Source organism: Bradyrhizobium archetypum (genome assembly GCF_013114835.1).
GTDB classification, from domain to species: domain Bacteria; phylum Pseudomonadota; class Alphaproteobacteria; order Rhizobiales; family Xanthobacteraceae; genus Bradyrhizobium; species Bradyrhizobium archetypum.
Genome location: NZ_JAAVLW010000007.1, coordinates 475,749 through 496,099 on the forward strand (window position 1 = coordinate 475,749; position 20,351 = coordinate 496,099).

Consider the following 20,351-nt stretch of genomic DNA (forward strand, 5'->3'; position numbering starts at 1 on the left):
AGGGAGACCGGCTTGTCTAGAAGCGGCGGGAAATGGGTTAGCTTATTGCCCTGTGCACCGCAAGATGGCCGGAAACAGCACAAGGTAGGGGCTTAACCAGCCGCCTGATCGGCAAGCCGTGCCAGGCATTCCTCTCGACCCAAGACGGCCAAAACGTCGAATATGCCGGGAGACGTCGTGCGCCCGGTCAGGGCGACCCGGAGCGGCTGGGCGACGGCGCCGAGCTTGAGGTTGTTCTGCTCTGCGAAATTCCGCATGGCGGATTCCGTGGTCTCGGCGCGCCAGTCGGTAACCACTTCCAGCGCGGTCCGGAGCTGGCCGATCAGGGCGCGCGTCTCCGGCGTCAGCAGGGCAGCGGCCTTGGCATCGATCTGAAGCGGCCGGTCGGCAAAGATGAAATAGGCGCTCGAAATCAGCTCAATCAGTGTCTTGGCGCGCTCCTTCAGGCTCGGCATCGCCCGCAGCAATTGCGCGCGGGTGGTGTCGTTGAGCTTCGCCTTCAGCGTCGCGCCGTCGGGGACATAGTCCAGTACGCTCTCGAACTGGGCCACCAGCGCGCGGTCATCGGCTTGGCGAATGTAGTGGCCGTTGAGGTTTTCCAGCTTGGCGAAGTCGAACCGCGCCGCGGAGCGGCCGATCGCGGGCAGGTCGAACGCATTGATCATTTCCTGCGTCGAGAAGATTTCCTGGTCGCCATGGCTCCAGCCGAGCCGCACCAGATAATTGCGCAATGCCGCCGGCAGATAGCCCATGGCGCGGTAGGCATCGACGCCGAGCGCGCCGTGGCGCTTCGACAACTTCGAGCCGTCAGGTCCGTGGATCAGCGGGATGTGCGACATGTTCGGAATGTCCCATCCGAGCGCATCGTAGATCTGCTTCTGGCGCGCGGCGTTGATCAGATGGTCGTCGCCGCGGATGACATGGGTCACGCCCATGTCATGGTCGTCGACCACGACGGCCAGCATGTAGGTCGGGTTGCCGTCACCACGCAGCAACACGAGATCGTCGAGGTTCTCGTTCTGCCAGACCACGCGGCCCTGCACCTGGTCCTCGATCACGGTCTCGCCGGTCTGGGGTGCTTTCAGGCGGATGGTCGGCTTCATGCCGGCCGGCGCTTCCCCCGGATCGCGCTCCCGCCACATCCCGTCATAGAGTCGGGTGCGGCCTTCCGCGCGCGCCTTCTCGCGCATCGCCGCCAGTTCCTCCCCGGTGGCAAAGCAGCGGTATGCCTTGCCGCTGGCGAGCAGTTGCTCGGCGACCTCGCGGTGCCTGGCAGCGCGGCTGTATTGGTAGATGACGTCGTCATCCCAATCGAGCTCGAGCCATTTCAGCCCGTCGAGAATGGCCGATATGGCGGCTTCGGTCGACCGCTCGCGGTCGGTATCCTCGATCCGCAGCAGCATCTTGCCGCCGCGCTTCTTGGCATAGAGCCAGTTGAACAGCGCAGTCCGGGCGCCTCCGATATGGAGGAAACCAGTGGGCGAGGGGGCGAAGCGTGTGACGACGGAATCTGTCATTACCTGATGGGACGAAGGTGTGAATTGGCGGTGGTGTATAGCAGGAACGGTGCATAACTAAAGCCTTAGCCAGCGCAAAGTAGGCTTGGCTCACAAGGGCGAATTTGGCAGAAGGTTCGCCAATCCCTAACAGGAACTTAGGATGACCACAGAACCGGTAACGGCAGAGGCGGGGCGCGATTTCATTCGCGACATCGTCCAGGCCGATCTCTCCTCCAAGAAGCACAGCCGGATCGTGACCCGATTCCCGCCCGAGCCGAATGGCTACCTGCACATCGGCCATGCCAAGTCGATTGCCCTGAATTTCGGCATCGCGCAGGAATTTGGCGGCAAATGCCACCTGCGCTTCGACGACACCAATCCGACCAAGGAAGAGCAGGAATATATCGATTCCATCCAGGCCGACGTGCGCTGGCTCGGCTACGACTGGGGAACCGACCTCTATTACGCCTCCGACTATTTCGACCGCCTATATGACTGGGCGGAGGGCCTGATCAAGGCCGGCTATGCCTATGTCGACGACCAGTCGCAGGAGGAAATCCGCGCCAGCCGCGGCACGCTGACGGAACCCGGCAAGAACTCGCCATTCCGCGACCGCACCGTTGAGGAAAACCTCGATCTGTTCAGGCGCATGAAGGCGGGTGAATTCCCGAACGGCACCCGCGTGCTGCGCGCCAAGATCGACATGGCCGCCGGCAACATCAACCTGCGCGACCCCGTGCTCTACCGCATCCTGCATGCCGAGCATCCGCGCACCGGCACCAAATGGTCGATCTATCCAAGCTATGACTACGCGCATGGCCAGTCGGACGCCATCGAAGGCATCACCCATTCGATCTGCACGCTGGAATTCGAGGACCACCGGCCGCTCTATGAATGGCTGCTCGACAAGCTACCGGTCCCCTCCAAGCCGCGGCAGTACGAGTTCGCCCGCCTCAACCTGACCTACACGCTGTTGTCGAAACGCGTGCTGACGCAGCTCGTGCGCGACGGCCATGTATCGGGCTGGGACGACCCGCGCATGCCGACGATTGCCGGGTTGAAACGGCGCGGCGTGCCGCCGGCCGCGGTGCGCGAATTCGTCAAGCGCATCGGGGTTGCGAAAGCCAACAGCGTCGTCGATGTCGGCATGCTGGAATTCTGCATCCGCGAGCATCTCAACAAGACGGCGCAGCGGCGCATGGCGGTGTTGCGGCCGCTCAAGGTCGTGATCGAGAACTATCCGGAAGGCCAAGTCGAGGAGCTCGAAGCCGTCAATCATCCCGACGATCCGGCCGCGGGTACGCGAAAAATTTCGTTCGGCCGCGAGCTCTATATCGAGCGCGATGACTTCATGGAGAACCCGCCGAAAAAATTCTTCCGCCTTTCGCCGGGCAACGAAGTGCGGCTGCGCTACGCCTATTTCGTCAAGTGCACCGGCGTCATCAAGAACGATGCCGGTGAGGTCGTCGAGCTCCGCTGCACCTACGATCCCGCCACGAAGGGCGGCAACGCGCCCGACGGCCGCAAGGTCAAGGCCACGATGCATTGGCTGTCGGCCAGGGATTCGGTGTCGGCGGAAATCCGCGTCTACAACCAGCTCTTCTCGAACCCGAGCCCCAGCGCTGCGGACTTCGCCGCCGATCTCAATCCGGAATCGCTGGAAGTGTTGCCCGAGGCGCGGATCGAGCCGTCGGTCGCAGCGGATAATTCCGGAGAGGTGATGCAGTTCGAGCGGCAGGGCTACTTCGTGCGCGACAAGGATTCCGCGCCGGGCAAGCCCGTATTCAACCGCACCATTGGACTCCGCGACACATTTGCCAAGGAAGTCGGGGGGAAGGTGTAAGCAGAGCTTTTCGCGCGGCGAATGTTGTGTCAGACCTCATCCTGAGGAGCGGCGCCTGCGCCGCGTCTCGAAGGATGAATGGCACGAAACCGGGCCACATGGTCCGAGACGGCGCCAAAGCGCTTCCTCACCATGAGGATCTAATGTCGGATTGGACCATCGATGCAGAGCGCAACCAACGACATCGTCGCCCGCATCATGAAAAAATGGGCGGCAGCGTTCAGCAAATTGGATGCCCCAGCGCTCGCCGCACTCTATTCGAAGAACGCATTCTTCTTCGGCTCGAACCCGAACTTTTACCGCGGCGATGACGGCGTTAGGGCCTATTTCGAGGGCTTGCCGAGATGGCAGTCGCCATCGGTTGAATTCACCGATGTCAGCATGGCGCAGGCTGCTCCTGACTTGATCAACGTCGCGGGCACGGCGTCGTTCACGATCGAGAAAGACGCCGAACCGCTGGTGGTGAAAATCACCTGGGTGATCGTTCGTGAAGACAGCGACTGGAAGATCGTCAGCCACCACGTCTCGTTGAAGACGCCGCTGATCATGCCGTAGCCGGCGCTACGCCTAACAGCCCCGGCAAATGCCCCGAATGGCCTTTGCGAGTTGCGCGTCGTCCGCCGCCATCGGCTCGTAAGGTTTTGGCTGTTCAGCCTGCCGGGACTCGTTCATCTTTTGCCGCGCCAATCGCGCCGCCTCCTGGCGCTGATAGCACGCCTCGCGCTCGGCACGCGCCTCAATAAAGCGGCATTGCTCTGGTGTGGCGGCAGCGGCGGGAGAGCCAGTCAGGGCCACCGTCAGTAAAATCCAAGACACACGCTTCATATTACCTCTTGCCGGATGTTCGATTCACGACGTGCAACAGTAACCCCGGCCGACGTAGGTTGCTTCCGCTTTCTGCGCCGTGACGGTAGCAGGTTCACCGCCCAAATGGCGAAATCTTCATTGCGGATCAATCAAATGTGGAAGCACGCTCCCGGTGACTTCCGACACGTCATCGGAGAGGCGCCAAGCCGCTACTCCGAAGCATGCCGTGAGCATCAGAGCCGTCACAAGCAGAAGCGTGCAAGAAAACTGGCTCACATCACACTCCGCAACCAGCCCGCGAATTTCAAAGCACGCTTCATCGAGTCGGAAAATGCAGTTGATCTGACTTAACGGCAGTTTTCCACCGCGGATGAATGGCTCTCTGGGTCCTTGGTTCGTCCCCCGACGTTGTGCATTTCTTCAGGTTTCTGCATCCGTTCTGCTAGCGGTCCAATTGCACCGTCCGGTAGTCTTGCGCTCTCCATGAGATTGTAAGGTGTAGGCTCGGTGGCGGAGCAGGGTGACACGTCGGGCCGGAAGCGGGGCTATGCCGGCACCTGGCCGCCGCGCGCTGCCGCGCCTATTGGCGGCCTTGCGCCGGCCCGCCCGGCCTTCTGGCCGCCGCTGCTCGAAACCCTGCGCGCATGGGCGCGGGCGGAAGCCGGCGCTGGGCGGCTGCTGCCCTGGGTGCCCGTGGCGTTCGGGACCGGCATCGCACTTTACTTCGCCGCCGATCACGAGCCGGTGCTGTCAGTAGCGGTCGTCGTGGCCATCGCGTTGGGCGCAGTGGCGGTCCTGCTGCGGCGGCAAAAATTCTTTCCCTTAGCCGTCATGCTCGCAGCCGTCGCGGCAGGCTTTGCGGTCGCGACCTGGAAGACCGCGCGGGTCGCCCATGGCGTATTGGGGCGGCCGATGTTCTCGGTGTCGTTGACGGGTTTTGTCGAGACGCGGGACATCCGCGAGCGTACCGACCGGTTTGTCCTGCGCGTGGCCACGATGGAAAGCGCGCGCGGGACGACCAAGCTGGAGCGCGTACGGCTGTCGGTGAAAAAGGGCACGGCGCCTGCGGTCGGCAGCTTCGTCGAATTGAAGGCGCGGCTGTTGCCGCCGCTCGGGCCGGTGCGCCCGGGCAGCTATGATTTCAGCCGCGACATGTTTTTCGCCGGCATCGGCGCTTCCGGCTTCGTGATGGGCGCGATCAAGACCGCGGAGCCGCCGGAGGGCGGCGGGCTGCGCCTGCGCTATTCCGCCTTCATGCAGGGCCTGCGCGATACGATCAATGCGCGGATCAGGACCAGGCTTGAGGGCGACAAGCGCGCGATTGCGACCGCGCTGCTGACCGGCCGGCGCGATGCGATCTCGCCGCCGGTCAACGACGCCATGTTCATCTCGGGCCTGGGGCATGTGCTGTCGATCTCGGGCTATCACATGGCCGTCGTCGCCGGCGTCGTGTTCTTTGCGGTGCGGGCGCTATTGGCGCTGTTCCCGGTGCTCACGGTCGGCTACGCCATCAAGAAATGGGCGGCGGCAGCCGCGCTCGTCGCTGCCGCATTCTATTTGTTGCTGTCGGGGGCGGAGGTGGCAACGCAGCGGTCGTTCTTTATGACGGCCGTGGTGCTGATCGCCGTCATGGTCGATCGTCGCGCCATCACCTTTCGCACGCTCGCGGTCGCCGCCCTGATCGTGCTTTCGGTCGCGCCGGAAGCGCTGGTGCATCCGAGCTTTCAGATGTCGTTTGCTGCCACGCTCGGCCTGGTGGCGCTGGTGCAGATCGGCATGCCGCGCCTGTTCGCCGCGCCCGACCACACCGCAACCGCGCGCGCGGCGCTGTGGGGTGGCCGCGAGCTCACCATGCTGCTGCTGGCGTCGCTGGTCGCGGGGCTCGCGACCATGCCTTATGCGGCTTTTCACTTCCACCGGGTCACGCCTTATGGCGTGCTCGCCAATCTCGCGGCGATGCCGGTGGTTTCAGCGATCGTGATGCCAATGGGCCTGCTTGGCCTGGTCGCGATGCCATTCGGCTTCGATTCTCTGTTCTGGGCGATCATGGGCGTCGGCATCGACTGGATGATTGCGGTGACGCAATGGGTCGCGGCATTGCCCGGCGCGGTCGGCCGGGTGCCGGCCTTCGGCATCGGTCCGCTGATCGCGGCCAGTCTTGGCATCATTTTGCTCGGATTGTTGCGCACGCCATTGCGCTGGTCGGGCGCCCTCTTGATGCTATCAGCGGCGCTGTGGGCGGCGAGGGTGCCGCAGCCGGACATCCTGATTTCCGCCGACGGCCGTCATGTCGGCGTCCGCGGCCAGGACGGCCGGCTGCATCTGATGCATGCGGTCAAGGGCTCAAAGGATACCTTCCTCCTGAAGGAGTGGCTGGCGGCGGATGCGGACGCGCGCAACGCAGCCGATGCCTCGCTCACGTCGGGCGTCTCATGCGACGACCATGGCTGCGTGGTGCAATCCGCCACCGGCGCGTTGGTCGCGCAGGCCTACCGGCCCGAGGCGCTTTCGGACGATTGCGAGCGCGCCGCGCTGATCGTGACGCTGCGGCAGCCAGCCGCGGCCTGCAGCGCGTCGGTCATTGGCGCCGAGCGGCTGCGCCGGCAAGGCGCGATGGCATTGCGGCGAGGCAGGGAGGGATTTGCGGTCGAGGCGGTCAGGCCGAAAGGGATTGATCGTCCGTGGTCGCCCGCCGCAGCCGACGAGAGCGAGGCTGACGCCGCCGTGCTTGCACCGCGCGTGGTGCCGCCCCGCGCGGTCGACGCCACGCCGGCCGAGGCCGACCTTCAGGCGGAGGAGTAGGCGGATTTCAGTGCTCGTCGCGCCGGGGATTGGCGGGCTTGGCCGGTATTTCAAACGCGCCGAGGTGGAATTCCTCAGGGGCGTCGGGTGCCGAGGGCAGGTTGACCAGCGTGAACGATGCGTCGGGGAATTGCTGCCAGATTGCGAGATCTTCCGCCGTGACGGTGAGCCAGCCGTACCTGAACATGTACCGTCCGGGCTCGGTGACCCGTCCGGCCTTTTGCCATGTGATCTTGTTGACCACCGACTGCCCCCTCGGTGCCTAATTGCCCAAAAACAAAAAATGTGTCGCCGCGATCCGCCGGTTTGAGCCGGCGGATCGCCTATGGGTTGCATTTATCCGGTCACGATTGATTCCGCCGGAGGCGCTTCCGTCACCTTCGGTGCACGTTCGCCACCGGTCTGGACGACCGGCAATTGCAGCACGGTCGCGCGCTGGCCTTCGCAAAGCTGCGTCACCAGCACGTGGCTGCCATCGGGAAATTCGATCGCGTCATGATGACGGTCGGATATATGCGGGTCGATCTGGTTGAACTTGCCGACGCGCCAGTCGGTGGTTCGCGTCCAGATCCACCGGTTGTCGTATCTGACGTCCTCGGCGAAGGCCAGTTCGGTGCCGGGAAGCATGCAGACCGCCACTGCAGGCTCGCGTTCGGACGCAAAGCCGCGGGTGGACGTGCCGCGGAATGTCGTGGTGATCAGCGTCTCGCCGACCTGGGCAGGGCGCGTCGCCACAGCATGCAGGCTATAGTCACACATCGGATGGCTCCCTCGTTTGAGATAGCTGACCCGTGTCTAGAAGGAGGCACAGGCCTCTATCAGAGTGGACATGGCGCAGAGCCTTTTCTTGTTTCTGGGCAATTATGCGACTGCCAGACTGCGCCTAAATCACAAACGCGCTAACGGCTCTTGGTTCCGGGGCCGCAGCAAAAAACCCCGGCCGAAAGACCGGGGTGGGATTTGCCGTCGCAGTCATGTGCGCAAACCGACGGATCAATACTTTCGGTACAGCCCGACCAGCTTGCCCTGAATCCGGACCCGGTTCGGCGGCAGGATGCGGACTTCGTAGGCGGCGTTGGCGGGCTCGAGTGCAATCGAGGCGCCGCGGCGGCGAAAGCGCTTCAGGGTGGCTTCCTCCTCGTCGATCAGCGCCACCACGATATCGCCGGTGTCGGCGGTCTCGTTGCGCTGGATCAGCGCCATGTCGCCGTCGAGAATGCCGGCTTCCACCATGGAATCGCCGCGCACCTCGAGCGCGTAATGTTCGCCGGAGCCCAGCATGTCCGGCGGCACGCTGATGGTGTGGCTGCGGGTCTGCAGCGCCTCGATCGGCGTACCGGCGGCGATCCGGCCCATCACCGGGACGGCGACCGCGCGATTGCCGTCATCCTCGGCAGCCGGCACGTTCACCTGGCGCCTGCCGAGCGCGCCCTCGATCACGCTCGGCGTGAAGCCGCGGCGGCCGTTGCCGGCGGCGGCGAGCTCCGGCAGCTTGATGACTTCGATGGCGCGGGCGCGGTTAGGCAGGCGGCGGATAAAGCCGCGCTCCTCCAGTGCCGTGATGAGGCGATGGATTCCGGACTTCGAACGCAGGTCGAGCGCGTCTTTCATCTCGTCGAACGAGGGCGGCACACCGGCCTCTTTCAGCCGTTCATTGATGAAACGCAGAAGTTCGTACTGTTTGCGCGTAAGCATCGCGAGCAATCCCCCGGTTTTGGCGTCATCGTTTCGAATCTTCAGGGCCCAGATCGCGGGAAGTCCCAAACTGCCCGGACAGACACTACCAGTCGAAACAAATCATGAACGGACACTATATGTTCGATATGTGTTCCGCAACCACTTAATTTCAGGTGAACGCATTACGGTTTCGACCCAAAGCGCCATTGAGGCGCTGTTCCCCGCGTTATTCCGGAAGCCGGAGCAGCTCGCAAGGCGATCCCCTGGCGGCCGCCGGCGCGAACGGTGGACGTATCACAAGCGCCTGTGCCGCAGCGAGATTTCCGAGCAGCGACGAGTCCTGGTGGTTCACCGGCAGGGCCAGCAGCGTGCCGTCCTTGCGCATCTCGAGACGGGCGCGCAGATAGTCTTCGCGCTGGTCGTTGGCGGCGAGGTCGCGCCCCAAGATGGCGCTCCGGCGCTGGTGGTGGACGTGGTCTCGACCCGATAAAGCGCGAATCAAGGGCACCAGAAACAGGAAGCCGCAGACATAAGAGGACACAGGATTGCCGGGTAGCCCGATCACCCGCATATCGCCGAGCCTTCCGTGCATCATCGGCTTGCCCGGCCGCATCGCGATCCGCCAGAACGCCATCGTGACGCCCTCGGCCTCCAGCGACCGTTTGACGAGGTCATGGTCGCCGACCGAGGCGCCGCCCATGGTGATCAGGACATCGGCATTGGTCTCGCGCGCGCGGCGGATGCCTTCCGTCGTTGCACCGACCGTGTCGGCGGCAATTCCGAGATCGACCACCTCGGCGCCCTCGGCATGCGCCAGCGCCCGCAATCCGTAACCGTTGGAATAGACAATCTGGCCGGGGCCGGGGATCGCGCCGGGCATCACCAGCTCGTCGCCGGTTGCCAGCATCGCGATTTTTGGGCGGCGGTGCACCGCAAGCTCGGGATAGTTCATGCCGGCAGCGAGCGACAGGTCGCGGTCGGTCAGGCGGCGCCCGCGCTTGAGCAGAACCTCGCCCTCGCGGAAATCGACGCCGGCGGGACGGATATGCCGCCCCGCAATCGCGGCTTCCGTGATGGTGATATGATCGCCGTCGATCGCGGTGTCTTCCTGGATGATGACGGCATCCGCGCCATCGGGGATGACGCCGCCGGTGAAGATCCGCACCGCTTCGCCGCTGCCGACCTTCCGCTCGAACGGGCGGCCGGCGGCGACCTCGCCGATCACCTTCAGCCGCGCGGAGCGATCGGCGGCGTCAGCGGCGCGCACCGCGTAGCCGTCCATTGCCGACATCGCCTGCGGCGGTTGCGTCCGCCGCGCGGCGACGTCGCGCGCGAGGGTGCGATGATAGGTGGCATCAAGCGCCACCATTTCTTCGGGCAGGGGATCGGCGCCGCTGAGGATCGCGGACAATGCATCGGCGACAGGCATCAAGTCCACGGGCAGACCTCCTCAAACTCCAAGTGCGGTCAGTGCCCTCGCCACGTCATCCGTCGATGTCACGTGGATGGCACGAAGGCCACGCGCCCGCGCGCCTTCGATATTTGCGGCCGAATCGTCGAAGAACAGGATCCGCGATGCCGGCACGCCGATGGATTTTATCACATGATCATAGGCTTCCGCGTCGGGTTTGCGCAAACCGATCGTCGAGGACAGGAATATCTCGCGGAAATGGCTGAGCACGTCCGCATAGGCTTGCGAGAAATGCGCAACGTGAGCCGGATTGGTATTGGAGAAGGCATAGAGCGGCATACGCTTTGCCGCGCTTGCCAATAGCGGCGCAATGCCGGGCATCTCGCCGGCGAAGATCGCGTTCCAGCCCTCCAGGAACTGCGCGTCGGTGATGCCGATGCCGAGCGACTGGCGCAAGTTCGCAAAGAAGGCCGCGTCGTCGATCCGGCCGGTCTCGTGATGTTTGAAACTGTCGTCGACGACAAAGCGGCCGGCAAGGTGGGCAGGCTCGCAGCCCGCATGCCCGGCCCAGCAGGTCATCACCTGATCGAAACTGATATCGAGCACGACACGGCCAAGGTCGAACAGCAACGCGTCGACGGAGTTGGGCGCTGGCGGCGAATTCATGGCAGTCGTTTACAAAACTGGACCAGCCCCGGCAACGGCCCGCAGTCGTCGTCGACGTCCAATCTGATGCTTAAGCCGGTCCGTGAGCTGTGCTAAGGCTTGGGCCAATTTCAGGGAGTAGTCGCATGCAAGCCGTTGGCAGAATCCTGGGCGCCGTCGCCATGATCGCATTATTGGCCGGACCCGCTGTGGCCCAAAAAGGTCCCGCCAGATACGGTGAAACCGACAAGGACAAGACGCCGTCCGAAAAAGCGGCTGAGCGGGAGGCTGAACGGGCCTACCAGCGGTCGCTCGGTAACATCCCCGAACAGCAGAAGAGTTCCGACCCCTGGGGAACGATGCGCGGCGACAGCCCGACGCCGAAAGCCGCCGCCAAGGCCTCGCCGGCCAAGCCCAAGGCCAAATCCGCCGAGGGCGCTGCAAAATAGACGGCACCTCCCTGTGCCGGGCCGGGACCATGGCATCTCCGTGATGTGCGGGTATGACACGGCTCATTTCGGAGCCGATAAGGCCTTCTGATCGGCATTGCCGCGGGACCGGCGTGCCTTGATCCGACCAAAAAGCCATTGTGAGTTGGCTGGGCCGGGACAGGGGCGCCGATTCATGGGGATCGCTGGCGTCCGTCAGCGAAAAGGGACGCCAATGCGCAGGAATTTTGCCTTTCTTCTCGGCACGGTGACGGGCGCGTGTCTGACCGCTGCTGTGATAGGGCCGCAGGGCGCGCATCTGGTGGCGGCGGCCAAGGCCGCGGCCCGTTCCGACACCTACACCCAGCTCAATTTGTTCGGCACCGTGTTCGAGCGGATCAAGACCAGCTACGTCGAAAAGCCCGACGATTCCAAGCTGATGGAAGGCGCCATCAACGGCATGATCTCCGCGCTCGATCCTCATTCGCGTTACATGAATGAGAAGGGCTGGAGCGACATGCAGGAGACCACCCATGGCGAGTTCGGTGGGCTCGGCATCGAGGTCACGATGGAAGACGGCCTGGTCAAGGTGGTCACGCCGATCGACGATACGCCCGCGGCAAAGGCCGGCATCCTGTCGGGCGACGTGATCACCCAGATCGATGACGAGGTGATCCAGGGCATGAGCCTCGAGCAGGCGGTGAGCCGGATGAAGGGCCCCGCCAACAGCAAGATCAGGCTGAAGGTGATGCGCAAGGGGGCTGCCGCGCCGATCGATGTTGCCATCATGCGCGAGATCATCCGGGTGCGGCCGGTCCGCTTCAAGGCTGAAGGGGGCGACATCGGCTATATCAGGATCACCCGCTTCAACGAGCAGACCACCGACGGCCTGAAGAAGGCGATTGCAAGCATCTCAAAGGAAATTCCGCCGGAAAAACTTGCGGGCTATGTCGTCGACCTCCGCAACAATCCCGGCGGCTTGCTCGATCAGGCCGTATCCGTGTCGAGCGCCTTCATGAATCGGGGCGAAGTGGTCTCGACGCGCGGCCGCACCGCGGAAGAAACCCAGCGTTTCAGCGCGCGCGGCGGCGATATCACCAAAGGCAAGCCGCTGGTCGTGCTGATCAATGGCGGCTCAGCTTCGGCTTCCGAGATCGTGGCGGGCGCGCTTCGCGACCACAAGCGCGCCACCCTGATCGGCACGCGCACTTTCGGCAAGGGCTCGGTGCAGACCATCATTCCGCTGGGGCAGGGCAACGGCGCGCTGGCGCTGACCACGGCGCGTTATTTCACGCCGTCGGGACGCTCGATCCAGGCCCAGGGCATCGCGCCAGATGTCGAAGTGCTGCAGGAGGTGCCGGACGAGTTCAAGGGCCGCGCCGAACTGAAGGGCGAAGCCTCTATGCGCGGTCACTTGGCGGCCGATGGCGCCGAGCAGACCGGCTCGCAGGCCTACGTCCCGCCCAACGAAAAGGACGACAAGGCGTTGAACGCCGCCTTCAATCTGCTGCGTGGCGTCACCGTGAATGCGAACGGCCCGGCGATGGCCAAGCGTGCGGTGCCGAACTGACGGCAGCCGGGCGCTGTTGACGCTATCGGAATTCGAACTCTCCGCGTCATTGGTGCGCGAAGCGGACCGGTCGCCGTAGCTCAACGAGCGAAGGCGGAAGCAATCCGTCTCTCTGTTCATGCGCAGGAGAAGCGCATGGCCTCGTCGCTGCCGCTGCCCGTACCGACGTGATGCAGATGCCCTTTGGCAGTACACCGTAAGGCCGGGACACAAATCTCGAAAACAACCCCATGCAAAGTAGAATGGGTGTCCTTTTTTGAAACTCCGTCGCCAACCGGCCGTAGCTCGCGCGCGAGATCTTTCACCAGGCCGGTTCCCGCTCCATGCGTGTTCAAACGGAGTAGTCATGTCGAGAAAATGGACTTCGCTGACCCTGATTCTGTTCCTCGGTTCAGGTGGAACGCTGCAGGCAGAACCGCTCGATTCACCAGGCGTCGTGTATATCGACGGAAAGCCGTGCAATCGCGCGTGCCAGTCCTACATGGACTGGTCTTACCGGATGTTGTCCGCCCGGCGCCACGAGGAAGGCGAGACCAGTGTCGCGGTACCGGCCGAGGCGGAAACAGATCGGGTCGAGCCCGTGGCCCGCCCGCGTGTGGCAAGGCATGCCGCGCCGGTTTCCCGTACCGCGCCGCACGCCGGCAAGGCGGCGTCGAATGGCAGGACGACCGGCAACAAGGCGCCAAACAGCAAAAAGATCGCCGCCGCCAATGCCGCGCCTCAAACACCGATGAAAGAAATTCCGGCGGTCGCGGCGGCTCTGCCTCCGCCCAGCGAGATTGGAAAGACCGCATCCGCATCGTCCGATGATCAGGACAATCTGGTCGCGCTCGTGCTGGCTCGCCCCGAGATCAATTCATTGTCCGACCTGAACAACAAGAACATCGCGATCACCGAGAAGCAATCCGCCTCGAGTGGACGCGTCAGCGCAGCGCTGATGGCGGCGGGAGCCGCCGAAGTCCAGTTCAGTGAGGTGAAAACCAGCGCGATCGATCGCTTGATGAGCGGCGAAGTCGCGGCCGCGGTCCTGCTTGCCTCGCGCGAAGCAGCCGATCTATTTCCCGAGCTCGCGGGATTCCGGACTTTCCGGGTGCCGCTCACGCAGAAGGCGCGGCTCTAACTTAATGTCGCACGAAGCGTAACCGGATGTCGCTTGGCTCACGCTACGCCGTCCGCACCACCGGCTTGCGCCGGCGCGGGCGGTTTGTGCGCGCCGCATGCGGATGTCCCCGATCCACCAGCAACAGCGGCCTGATTTCTGCCGCAGGCTTCGGTGGGCTGAACAAATAGCCCTGGATTTCCGAACAGCCGAGTTCGCACAGCAACTCGCGCTGCTGCTCGGTCTCGACGCCTTCGGCCGTCGTCGTCATGTGGCGTTCGGCGGCGATGTTCACCACCGCTTCCACGATGCAGGATGAGCCTTCCGCCTCGGCGATATCGGTGACGAAGCAGCGGTCGATCTTGATCTTGTCGAACGGGAAGCGCTGCAGGTAGCTCAGCGAGGAATATCCGGTGCCGAAATCGTCGAGCGCAATGCGGACCCCGATGGCGCGAAGATCGTGGAGCACGGCGAGCGCCGCCTCGTCGTCGCGGATCAGAACGGCCTCGGTGATCTCGAGCTCCAGCCGGCTCGCCGCAAGGCCGGATGCGGCGAGCGCCGCCATCACCTTCAGCGCCAGCGTGCCGCTCCTGAATTGAATCGGCGAGACGTTGACCGCGAGCCTGATGTTGTCGGGCCAGGTCGCCGCTTCCCGGCAGGCCGTGGTCAGCACCCACTCGCCGAGCTGGTTGATCAGGCCGGTGTCCTCGGCGAGCGGCACGAACTCGGCAGGCGAAATCATGCCGCGCTGCGGATGGCGCCAGCGCACCAGCGCCTCGCAGCCGGTGATCGCATTGGTCTGCAGGCTGAGGCAGGGCTGGTAGTGGACTTCGAAGCCGCCGTCGACGAGCGCCTGACGCAGGTCCATTTCCAGGCTGCGGCGGGCGCGGACCTCGGCCTCCATGTCCGGTTCGAAGAAGCGATAGGTGCGGCGGCCGGCGGCCTTGGCCGCGTACATCGCCAGATCCGCGTTCTTCAGGATCTGGTCGATATCGGAGCCGTCCTGCGGCGCCAGCGCGATGCCGATGCTGGCGTCGGTGGTCAATTGGTGACCGAGGCATTGATAGGGCGAGCGGATCGCCATGAAGATGCGGCTGACGAGCTTCATCACGTCGTCGGTATCTTCGATCCCGGTCTGCACAATCGCGAACTCGTCACCGCCGAGCCGGGCTACGAAATCACCCTTGCGTGCGCAGGCGGCGAGGCTGGCGGCGACCGATTTCAGGAGCTCGTCGCCGATGATGTGGCCAAGCGAATCGTTGACGCTCTTGAATTCATCGATGTCGATATAGAGCACAGCCAGTTGCCGGTTCGGCGCAAGATAAGACAATTCGCGCTTGAGCCGTTCGTGGAACAGCGTGCGGTTCGGCAGGTCGGTCAGCGCATCGTAATGGGCGAGGTGGGTGATGCGCTCCTCGGCGCGCCGGCGCTCGGTGATGTCTTCATGGGTCGCAAGCCATCCGCCGTCCGGCACCGGCTCATTGACTACCTGGATCGAGCGCCCATCCGGCGTCGATATGACCATGATGTTACGGTGCGCAACGTCGCGCAGCACCACCTCGACGTAATGATCGACGTCTCCGACGAACGAGCCGGTCTCCTTGCGGTGCGCGATCACCTCGCGAAAACTGCAGCCCGGTTTTACAACGTCGGCCGACAGCCCGTACATTTCGACATACCGCTTGTTGCAGATGATGAGCTTCTGCTTTGCATCGAACAGCAGAAGCCCCTGCGTCATGTTGTTGACGGCGGTGTCGAGACGCTGCTTTTCAAGCGTCAGCCGCTGCTTGGACGCGCGGTGCTGATAGGAAAGCTTGCGGACGACGAGGAAGAGCAGGGCGCCGATCGCCAGCACGGAAAGTCCGGTGACCGCGATCAGAATTCCGATCTGCTCGCGCCAATCGGCCAGCGCGCCGGCGGTCGTGGTCGAAGCGACAATTACGATCGGAAAATTCGTCAGCGCGTGGGAGGCGATCAGCCGGTCCTCGCCGTCGATCGGGCTGGTGAGGCGCGATGTGGTGCGGGGGGCCTCGAAGACCCGCCGCTGGGCGGCCGGGCCGGACCTGAAGTTCCTGCCGACCAGCTCCGCGATGTGCGGATAACGGGCCAGCAGCGTGCCGTCGCTGTGGTGCATGGCGATGGAGGCGCCGGGTCCGAGCGCGATGGTGGCGAAGAATTTTTCAAAATTGGCGGGTTCGATGCCGCGGCCGATGGTGCCGAGGAATTCGCCGTTCGGCCCGGTAATTTTGCGTGCGATCACCGTGGTCCAGACGCCAGTGATGCGGCTGTAGACCGGTTCGACCAGCATTTCCGGCGATTGCGGGTTAGACTTGAAGGTTCTGAAGAAGGCGCGGTCCGCCGAGTTGATCGCTGGCACCGGCCAGGCGGCCGATGCATTGATCAGATTGCCGTCGGCATCGAAGACGTTGATGCCGCCGACATAGGACAGCGCTTCGAGCTTGGATTTCAGCAGCAAATGGATGTCATGGCCGGACATCCGCCGCTTGTAGGTTTCGGGCGTCGCGATACCGCTGGCGCGCATGAACGCGATCAGGTCTTTCTGGACGACCTGAAAGTCTTCGAGCTGCTGGTCGAAATGGCGGGCGAGCAGCAACACCGTGTTTTCCAGCTCGCGTTCGCTGTTGCGCAGCGCGCGTTCGCGGAAATTGCTGGCCATGACAGTTGCGCCGATCGCGATGGCTGCGATCAGGAGCATGCCGCCGAGACTCAACCAGCGGATCGGGCCGCCGCGGAAGGCGGACACAAATCTCAATGAAGCGGTACCGGTTGAAGCCATTGAACGCAATCGCTGCCGAGAATGAACTTCCGGAAGCGGAGTTCTGCCAACCCCCGGCCCATGGCTTCGATACCGCGCCGAGATGGAGTTGCCGTTAGGAAGTCTGGTTAATGAAACGTTAGCCGGGTGGTGCGAGGTTCCACCAGCAACCCAGGGAAGCATGCTTGACGATGGAACCGGCAAGGCAGCGCCGGACAAGGAAGCGGCGGATCGTGGCGGTCCGCCGATCGATGCCTGAGTTTAGGCTAACGAGCTTGGCAAAGAGGGGGCCGCCGTCACCGCAGGGATGTCCGAGATCGATGCGTGCGCTTTTTTGCGACGACACCGCGTGCGGCCGAACCGTCCGGAACGGCGTAGCCCTGGCTGAACCGCCGCGGATCGGTATATGGATTGCCCGGACCCTTGTTCTGGCAATTGGCGTTCGGATAGAAAAATGCGCAATAGCCGGGTTCAGAGATCACTTGCTGCGCCATCGCAGGTGTCATCGCAGTTGCCATGGCAAGTGCCGAAATCACCGCCAAGGCAGCCGCCGTACCGACGAGCCTGGAAATCGACATCGGAATTCCTCCTTGTGAAGGTCCCGATGAAACAACCCCGCCGGCCGCCGGTGCATTCCTATTGCGCCGGTCACACGCGCGTGACGATGGCGACACTCGCCGGCTTACCGATCTGCGCGGTAATGTCCGGACTTGCCGCCGACCTTCTCGACGAGGTGGACGTCTTCGATACGAACGCCGCGTTCGACCGCCTTGATCATGTCGTAGATCGTAAGACACGCGACCGATACCGCCGTCAGCGCTTCCATCTCGACGCCGGTCGGGCCGGTGACCTTGACGGTGGCGCGGACGATGCAGCCCGGAAGTTTCTTGTCCGGCGTGATATCGACCGTCACCTTGGACAGCGCCAGCGGATGGCACAGCGGAATCAGTTCTGACGTGCGCTTGGCCGCCATGATGCCGGCAATGCGCGCCGTGCCCAGCACGTCGCCTTTCCTGGCATTGCCGGAAACGATCAGATCGAGCGTTGCCTTGGTCATGATGACGCGTCCCTCGGCGACCGCCGTCCGCTCGGTCGCCGGCTTCTCCGAGACGTCGACCATCCGCGCTTCACCGGACGCACCGATATGGGTGAGAACGCCGCCTGTGGAAGTCTTCCGCGTCATCTGCTAGCCGGTCCCGTCGCGCGCGGACTGTCGGTGCGCGCCAGCAGGGCGCGTGTCGCTGCCGTCACATCGGCCTGCCGCATCAGGCTTTCACCGACCAGGAAGGTCGATATGCCGACCCGTTCGAGGCGGGCGAGGTCATCAGGCGTGAAGATGCCGCTTTCGCCGACCATCAGCCGATCGTGCGGGATCAGCGGCGCCAGCGCCTCGCTGGTCGCCAGCGTGGTTTCGAAGGTGCGCAAGTTACGGTTGTTGACGCCGATCATCGACGAGCGAAGTTTTAGCGCGCGGTCGAGCTCGGCGCGATCGTGGATTTCGATCAGCACGTCCATGCCGAGTGCAATGGCCGCGTCCTCGATATCCTTGGCGGTGGCGTCGTCGAGCGCGGCCATGATGATCAGGATGCAGTCCGCGCCATGGGCGCGGGCTTCCACCACCTGATAGGTATCGAACATGAAGTCCTTGCGCAGCACCGGCAGATGGGTCGCCGCGCGCGCCGCCACCATGCAGTCGAGATGGCCCTGGAACGAGGGCGCATCCGTCAGCACCGACAGGCACGCCGCGCCGCCGGCCTCGTAAGCTTGTGCAAGTACCGGCGGATCGAAATCGGCGCGGATCAGCCCCTTGGATGGCGAGGCTTTCTTCACTTCCGCGATCAGCGCGTAATCGCCGCGGGCAAGCTTTTCCCGGATGGCGCGCACGAAGCCACGCGGCGGCGGCGCCGTCCTGGCGCGGGCGTCGATTTCGGAAAGCGGATGCGCCCGCTTGGCCGCAGCGATTTCCTCGCGCTTATAGGCTTCGATTGTCGACAGGATATCGGACATCTCTTGCCGCTCCCTCGGATCAGCCGCGCGAGACCGCGATCAGGTGCTTCAACCGTGCGGCTGCCGCGCCGCTGTCGAGCGATTTGGCGCCGATCGCGACGCCGTCCCTGAGATCGTTGGCGCGGCCGGCCACGATCAACGCCGCCGCGGCGTTCAACAGCGCGACGTCGCGATAGGCGCTGGGCTTGCCGTTGAGCACGCTCTGCAGCGCCAGCGCATTGGCATCTGCGTCCCCGCCCTTGAGCGCGTCGACATTGCAGCAGGTAAGACCCGCGTCCTCCGGCTTGATCTCGAAGGTGGTAATCTTGCCGTTGTCGAGGCTGGCGACGAAGCTCGGGCCGGTGAGGGTGATTTCATCAAGCCCGTCGGAGCCGTGCACGACCCAGACGGATTCGGAGCCGAGATTTTTCAAGACCTGCGCCAGCGGCTGCACCCAGTGCCTGGAGAACACGCCGACCATCTGCCGCTTCACGCCGGCCGGATTGGAGAGCGGGCCGAGTAGGTTGAAGATCGTGCGGGTGGCGAGCTCGACCCGGGTCGGGCCGACGTTCTTCATCGCCGGATGATGCGCAGGCGCGAACATGAAGCCGATGCCCGCCTCGGCCACGCAGCGGCCGACCTGGTCGGGCGTGAGGTCGATCTTGACGCCGAGCGAAGCCAGTACGTCGGCCGCGCCCGAGCGCGACGACAAGGCGCGGTTGCCATGCTTAGCGACGGGTACGCCGGCGCCTGCGACGATGAAGGCCGCGCAGGTCGAGACGTTGACCGATCCGGAGCCATCACCGCCGGTGCCGACCACGTCGACCGCGTCCGCGGGCGCCTTGACCCGCAGCATCTTGCTGCGCATCGCCGCCACAGCGCCGGTGATCTCGTCGACGGTTTCGCCGCGGACCCGCAGCGCCATCAACAGGCCGCCCATCTGCGAAGGCGTGGCCTCGCCGGACATCATGGCGTCGAAGGCGGATGCCGCTTCTTCACGCGATAGCGTCGCGCCGGTGGCGACTTTTCCGATGATAGATTTGAGGTCGTCCATCGCTTGGCTTTCAAAATCACGACCTCATGGCGAGGAGGCACTTTCGCGCCGCCTCCGGTCGATGCTTCGCATCGCTCGGAGAACCATCAGGCCCGGCTCTCACCCTTCGAGACGCGGCCAAGTGGCTGCTCCTCAGGATGAGGTGAGGGTTATTATGCTCAATTGTTGGCGCCCGTCACCTGCGCGAAGGCGGCCTGGTTGATGGAAGTGCCGATCTCGGATTCGATCTTCGTCACATATTGCGCGACCTGTTCGTCGGTCAGGCCGCGCTGCAACGTCTCCTTCAATTTCTTCAGCTCTTCGGACGCAGCATCGACCGGCGGCACGGTCACGTCGGTGACGCGAAATACCACCCACTCGCTGCCGCCGGTGCCCGGCGTCTGTCCGACACCGTCCTTCGGCGTCCGGAATGCGGCCGTGACGGCAGCGGTAGGCACGCCTGAAAGCGAGGCGTCGCGGCGGAAACCGGTCGCGGTCTCGACCTTCGATCCGACCGCTGCCGCCTCGGTGGCGAGGCTGCTGCCTTGCTCGACCTTCTGCACCATCTCGGTCGCCTTCGCGCGCAGCCGGTTCGAAATCTGGTCTTCGCGCCATTTCGCCTCGACCTGGCTGCGGACTTCGTCGAGCGGCCGCTCGCGCGAGGGCGTGATGCCGAGCACGTCGTACCAGACATAGCCGCCGGCAAACTGGATCGGTTCGTTGTCGACGCCGACATCGCTGTTGAAGGCCTGCGAGACCACGTCGAGGCCGCGCG

At 64.0% G+C, this 20,351-nt stretch carries 18 protein-coding genes and 1 pseudogene; 6 read left to right on the plus strand and 13 right to left on the minus strand.

Features of this window, described 5'->3' with window-relative positions:
• Positions 1-92: 92 nt before the first annotated feature.
• Complete coding sequence (gltX, locus tag HCN50_RS25210) at positions 93-1,517, minus strand: glutamate--tRNA ligase (protein ID WP_171712569.1); 1,425 nt, start codon at positions 1,515-1,517, stop codon at positions 93-95.
• Positions 1,518-1,659: 142 nt separating this feature from the next.
• On the opposite strand from gltX, the gene HCN50_RS25215 reads away from it, so the two are divergent.
• On the plus strand, positions 1,660-3,342 hold the full coding sequence (locus HCN50_RS25215; RefSeq protein ID WP_171712570.1) for a glutamine--tRNA ligase/YqeY domain fusion protein: 1,683 nt from the start codon (positions 1,660-1,662) through the stop codon (positions 3,340-3,342).
• Between the two features lie 162 nt (positions 3,343-3,504).
• Positions 3,505-3,897: a YybH family protein gene (locus HCN50_RS25220; RefSeq protein ID WP_171712571.1), complete on the plus strand. Its 393-nt coding sequence runs from the start codon at positions 3,505-3,507 to the stop codon at positions 3,895-3,897.
• 12 nt (positions 3,898-3,909) lie between these two features.
• Here HCN50_RS25220 and HCN50_RS25225 read toward each other — a convergent pair whose 3' ends face one another.
• Entirely contained in the window at positions 3,910-4,167 is a 258-nt protein-coding gene (locus HCN50_RS25225) for a hypothetical protein (RefSeq protein WP_171712572.1), read from the minus strand.
• 489 nt (positions 4,168-4,656) lie between these two features.
• Between HCN50_RS25225 and HCN50_RS25230 the strand changes: the two genes are divergently transcribed.
• Complete coding sequence (locus HCN50_RS25230) at positions 4,657-6,951, plus strand: ComEC/Rec2 family competence protein (RefSeq protein ID WP_171712573.1); 2,295 nt, start codon at positions 4,657-4,659, stop codon at positions 6,949-6,951.
• Between the two features lie 7 nt (positions 6,952-6,958).
• Here the strand turns inward: HCN50_RS25230 and HCN50_RS25235 are convergent, their stop codons facing one another.
• The 5 genes from HCN50_RS25235 to HCN50_RS25255 all read right to left on the minus strand — a co-directional run bounded on the left by HCN50_RS25235 (position 6,959) and on the right by HCN50_RS25255 (position 10,705).
• Complete coding sequence (locus tag HCN50_RS25235) at positions 6,959-7,195, minus strand: hypothetical protein (protein ID WP_171712574.1); 237 nt, start codon at positions 7,193-7,195, stop codon at positions 6,959-6,961.
• Between the two features lie 92 nt (positions 7,196-7,287).
• Positions 7,288-7,710 carry a hypothetical protein gene (locus HCN50_RS25240; RefSeq protein WP_171582453.1) on the minus strand — a complete coding sequence of 141 codons (423 nt, stop codon included), beginning with the start codon at positions 7,708-7,710 and terminating at the stop codon, positions 7,288-7,290.
• 234 nt (positions 7,711-7,944) lie between these two features.
• Positions 7,945-8,646 carry a transcriptional repressor LexA gene (gene lexA / locus HCN50_RS25245; protein WP_171712575.1) on the minus strand — a complete coding sequence of 234 codons (702 nt, stop codon included), beginning with the start codon at positions 8,644-8,646 and terminating at the stop codon, positions 7,945-7,947.
• A gap of 208 nt (positions 8,647-8,854) precedes the next feature.
• Positions 8,855-10,066, minus strand: coding sequence for a molybdopterin molybdotransferase MoeA (locus tag HCN50_RS25250; protein WP_171712576.1), 1,212 nt, complete (start codon positions 10,064-10,066; stop codon positions 8,855-8,857).
• 12 nt (positions 10,067-10,078) lie between these two features.
• On the minus strand, positions 10,079-10,705 hold the full coding sequence (locus HCN50_RS25255; RefSeq protein ID WP_171712577.1) for an HAD family hydrolase: 627 nt from the start codon (positions 10,703-10,705) through the stop codon (positions 10,079-10,081).
• 125 nt (positions 10,706-10,830) lie between these two features.
• On the opposite strand from HCN50_RS25255, the gene HCN50_RS25260 reads away from it, so the two are divergent.
• The 3 genes from HCN50_RS25260 (at position 10,831) to HCN50_RS33790 (ending at position 13,802) form a co-directional block, all read left to right on the plus strand.
• Positions 10,831-11,133, plus strand: coding sequence for a hypothetical protein (locus HCN50_RS25260; RefSeq protein WP_171712578.1), 303 nt, complete (start codon positions 10,831-10,833; stop codon positions 11,131-11,133).
• A gap of 214 nt (positions 11,134-11,347) precedes the next feature.
• Positions 11,348-12,682, plus strand: a complete 1,335-nt coding sequence (locus tag HCN50_RS25265) for a S41 family peptidase (RefSeq protein ID WP_171712579.1) — start codon at positions 11,348-11,350, stop codon at positions 12,680-12,682.
• A gap of 346 nt (positions 12,683-13,028) precedes the next feature.
• Positions 13,029-13,802 carry a hypothetical protein gene (locus HCN50_RS33790; RefSeq protein ID WP_235977198.1) on the plus strand — a complete coding sequence of 258 codons (774 nt, stop codon included), beginning with the start codon at positions 13,029-13,031 and terminating at the stop codon, positions 13,800-13,802.
• 43 nt (positions 13,803-13,845) lie between these two features.
• On the opposite strand, the gene HCN50_RS25275 is transcribed toward HCN50_RS33790, so the two are convergent.
• The 6 genes and pseudogenes from HCN50_RS25275 to HCN50_RS25300 all read right to left on the minus strand — a co-directional run.
• Positions 13,846-16,578, minus strand: coding sequence for a bifunctional diguanylate cyclase/phosphodiesterase (locus tag HCN50_RS25275; protein WP_171712580.1), 2,733 nt, complete (start codon positions 16,576-16,578; stop codon positions 13,846-13,848).
• 275 nt (positions 16,579-16,853) lie between these two features.
• Entirely contained in the window at positions 16,854-17,135 is a 282-nt protein-coding gene (locus HCN50_RS25280; RefSeq protein WP_171712079.1) for a hypothetical protein, read from the minus strand.
• Positions 17,136-17,239: 104 nt separating this feature from the next.
• A complete protein-coding gene (gene moaC / locus HCN50_RS25285; RefSeq protein ID WP_171712581.1) occupies positions 17,240-17,740 on the minus strand; it encodes a cyclic pyranopterin monophosphate synthase MoaC in 501 nt (166 codons plus the stop codon).
• Complete coding sequence (gene trpC / locus HCN50_RS25290) at positions 17,737-18,564, minus strand: indole-3-glycerol phosphate synthase TrpC (RefSeq protein ID WP_171712582.1); 828 nt, start codon at positions 18,562-18,564, stop codon at positions 17,737-17,739. Before trpC ends, moaC begins: the two co-directional genes overlap by 4 nt.
• A 19-nt stretch (positions 18,565-18,583) precedes the next feature.
• Positions 18,584-19,597: an anthranilate phosphoribosyltransferase gene (gene trpD, locus HCN50_RS25295; protein WP_171712583.1), complete on the minus strand. Its 1,014-nt coding sequence runs from the start codon at positions 19,595-19,597 to the stop codon at positions 18,584-18,586.
• 158 nt (positions 19,598-19,755) lie between these two features.
• Positions 19,756-20,351: pseudogene (locus HCN50_RS25300) on the minus strand (peptidylprolyl isomerase); the annotation flags it as partial.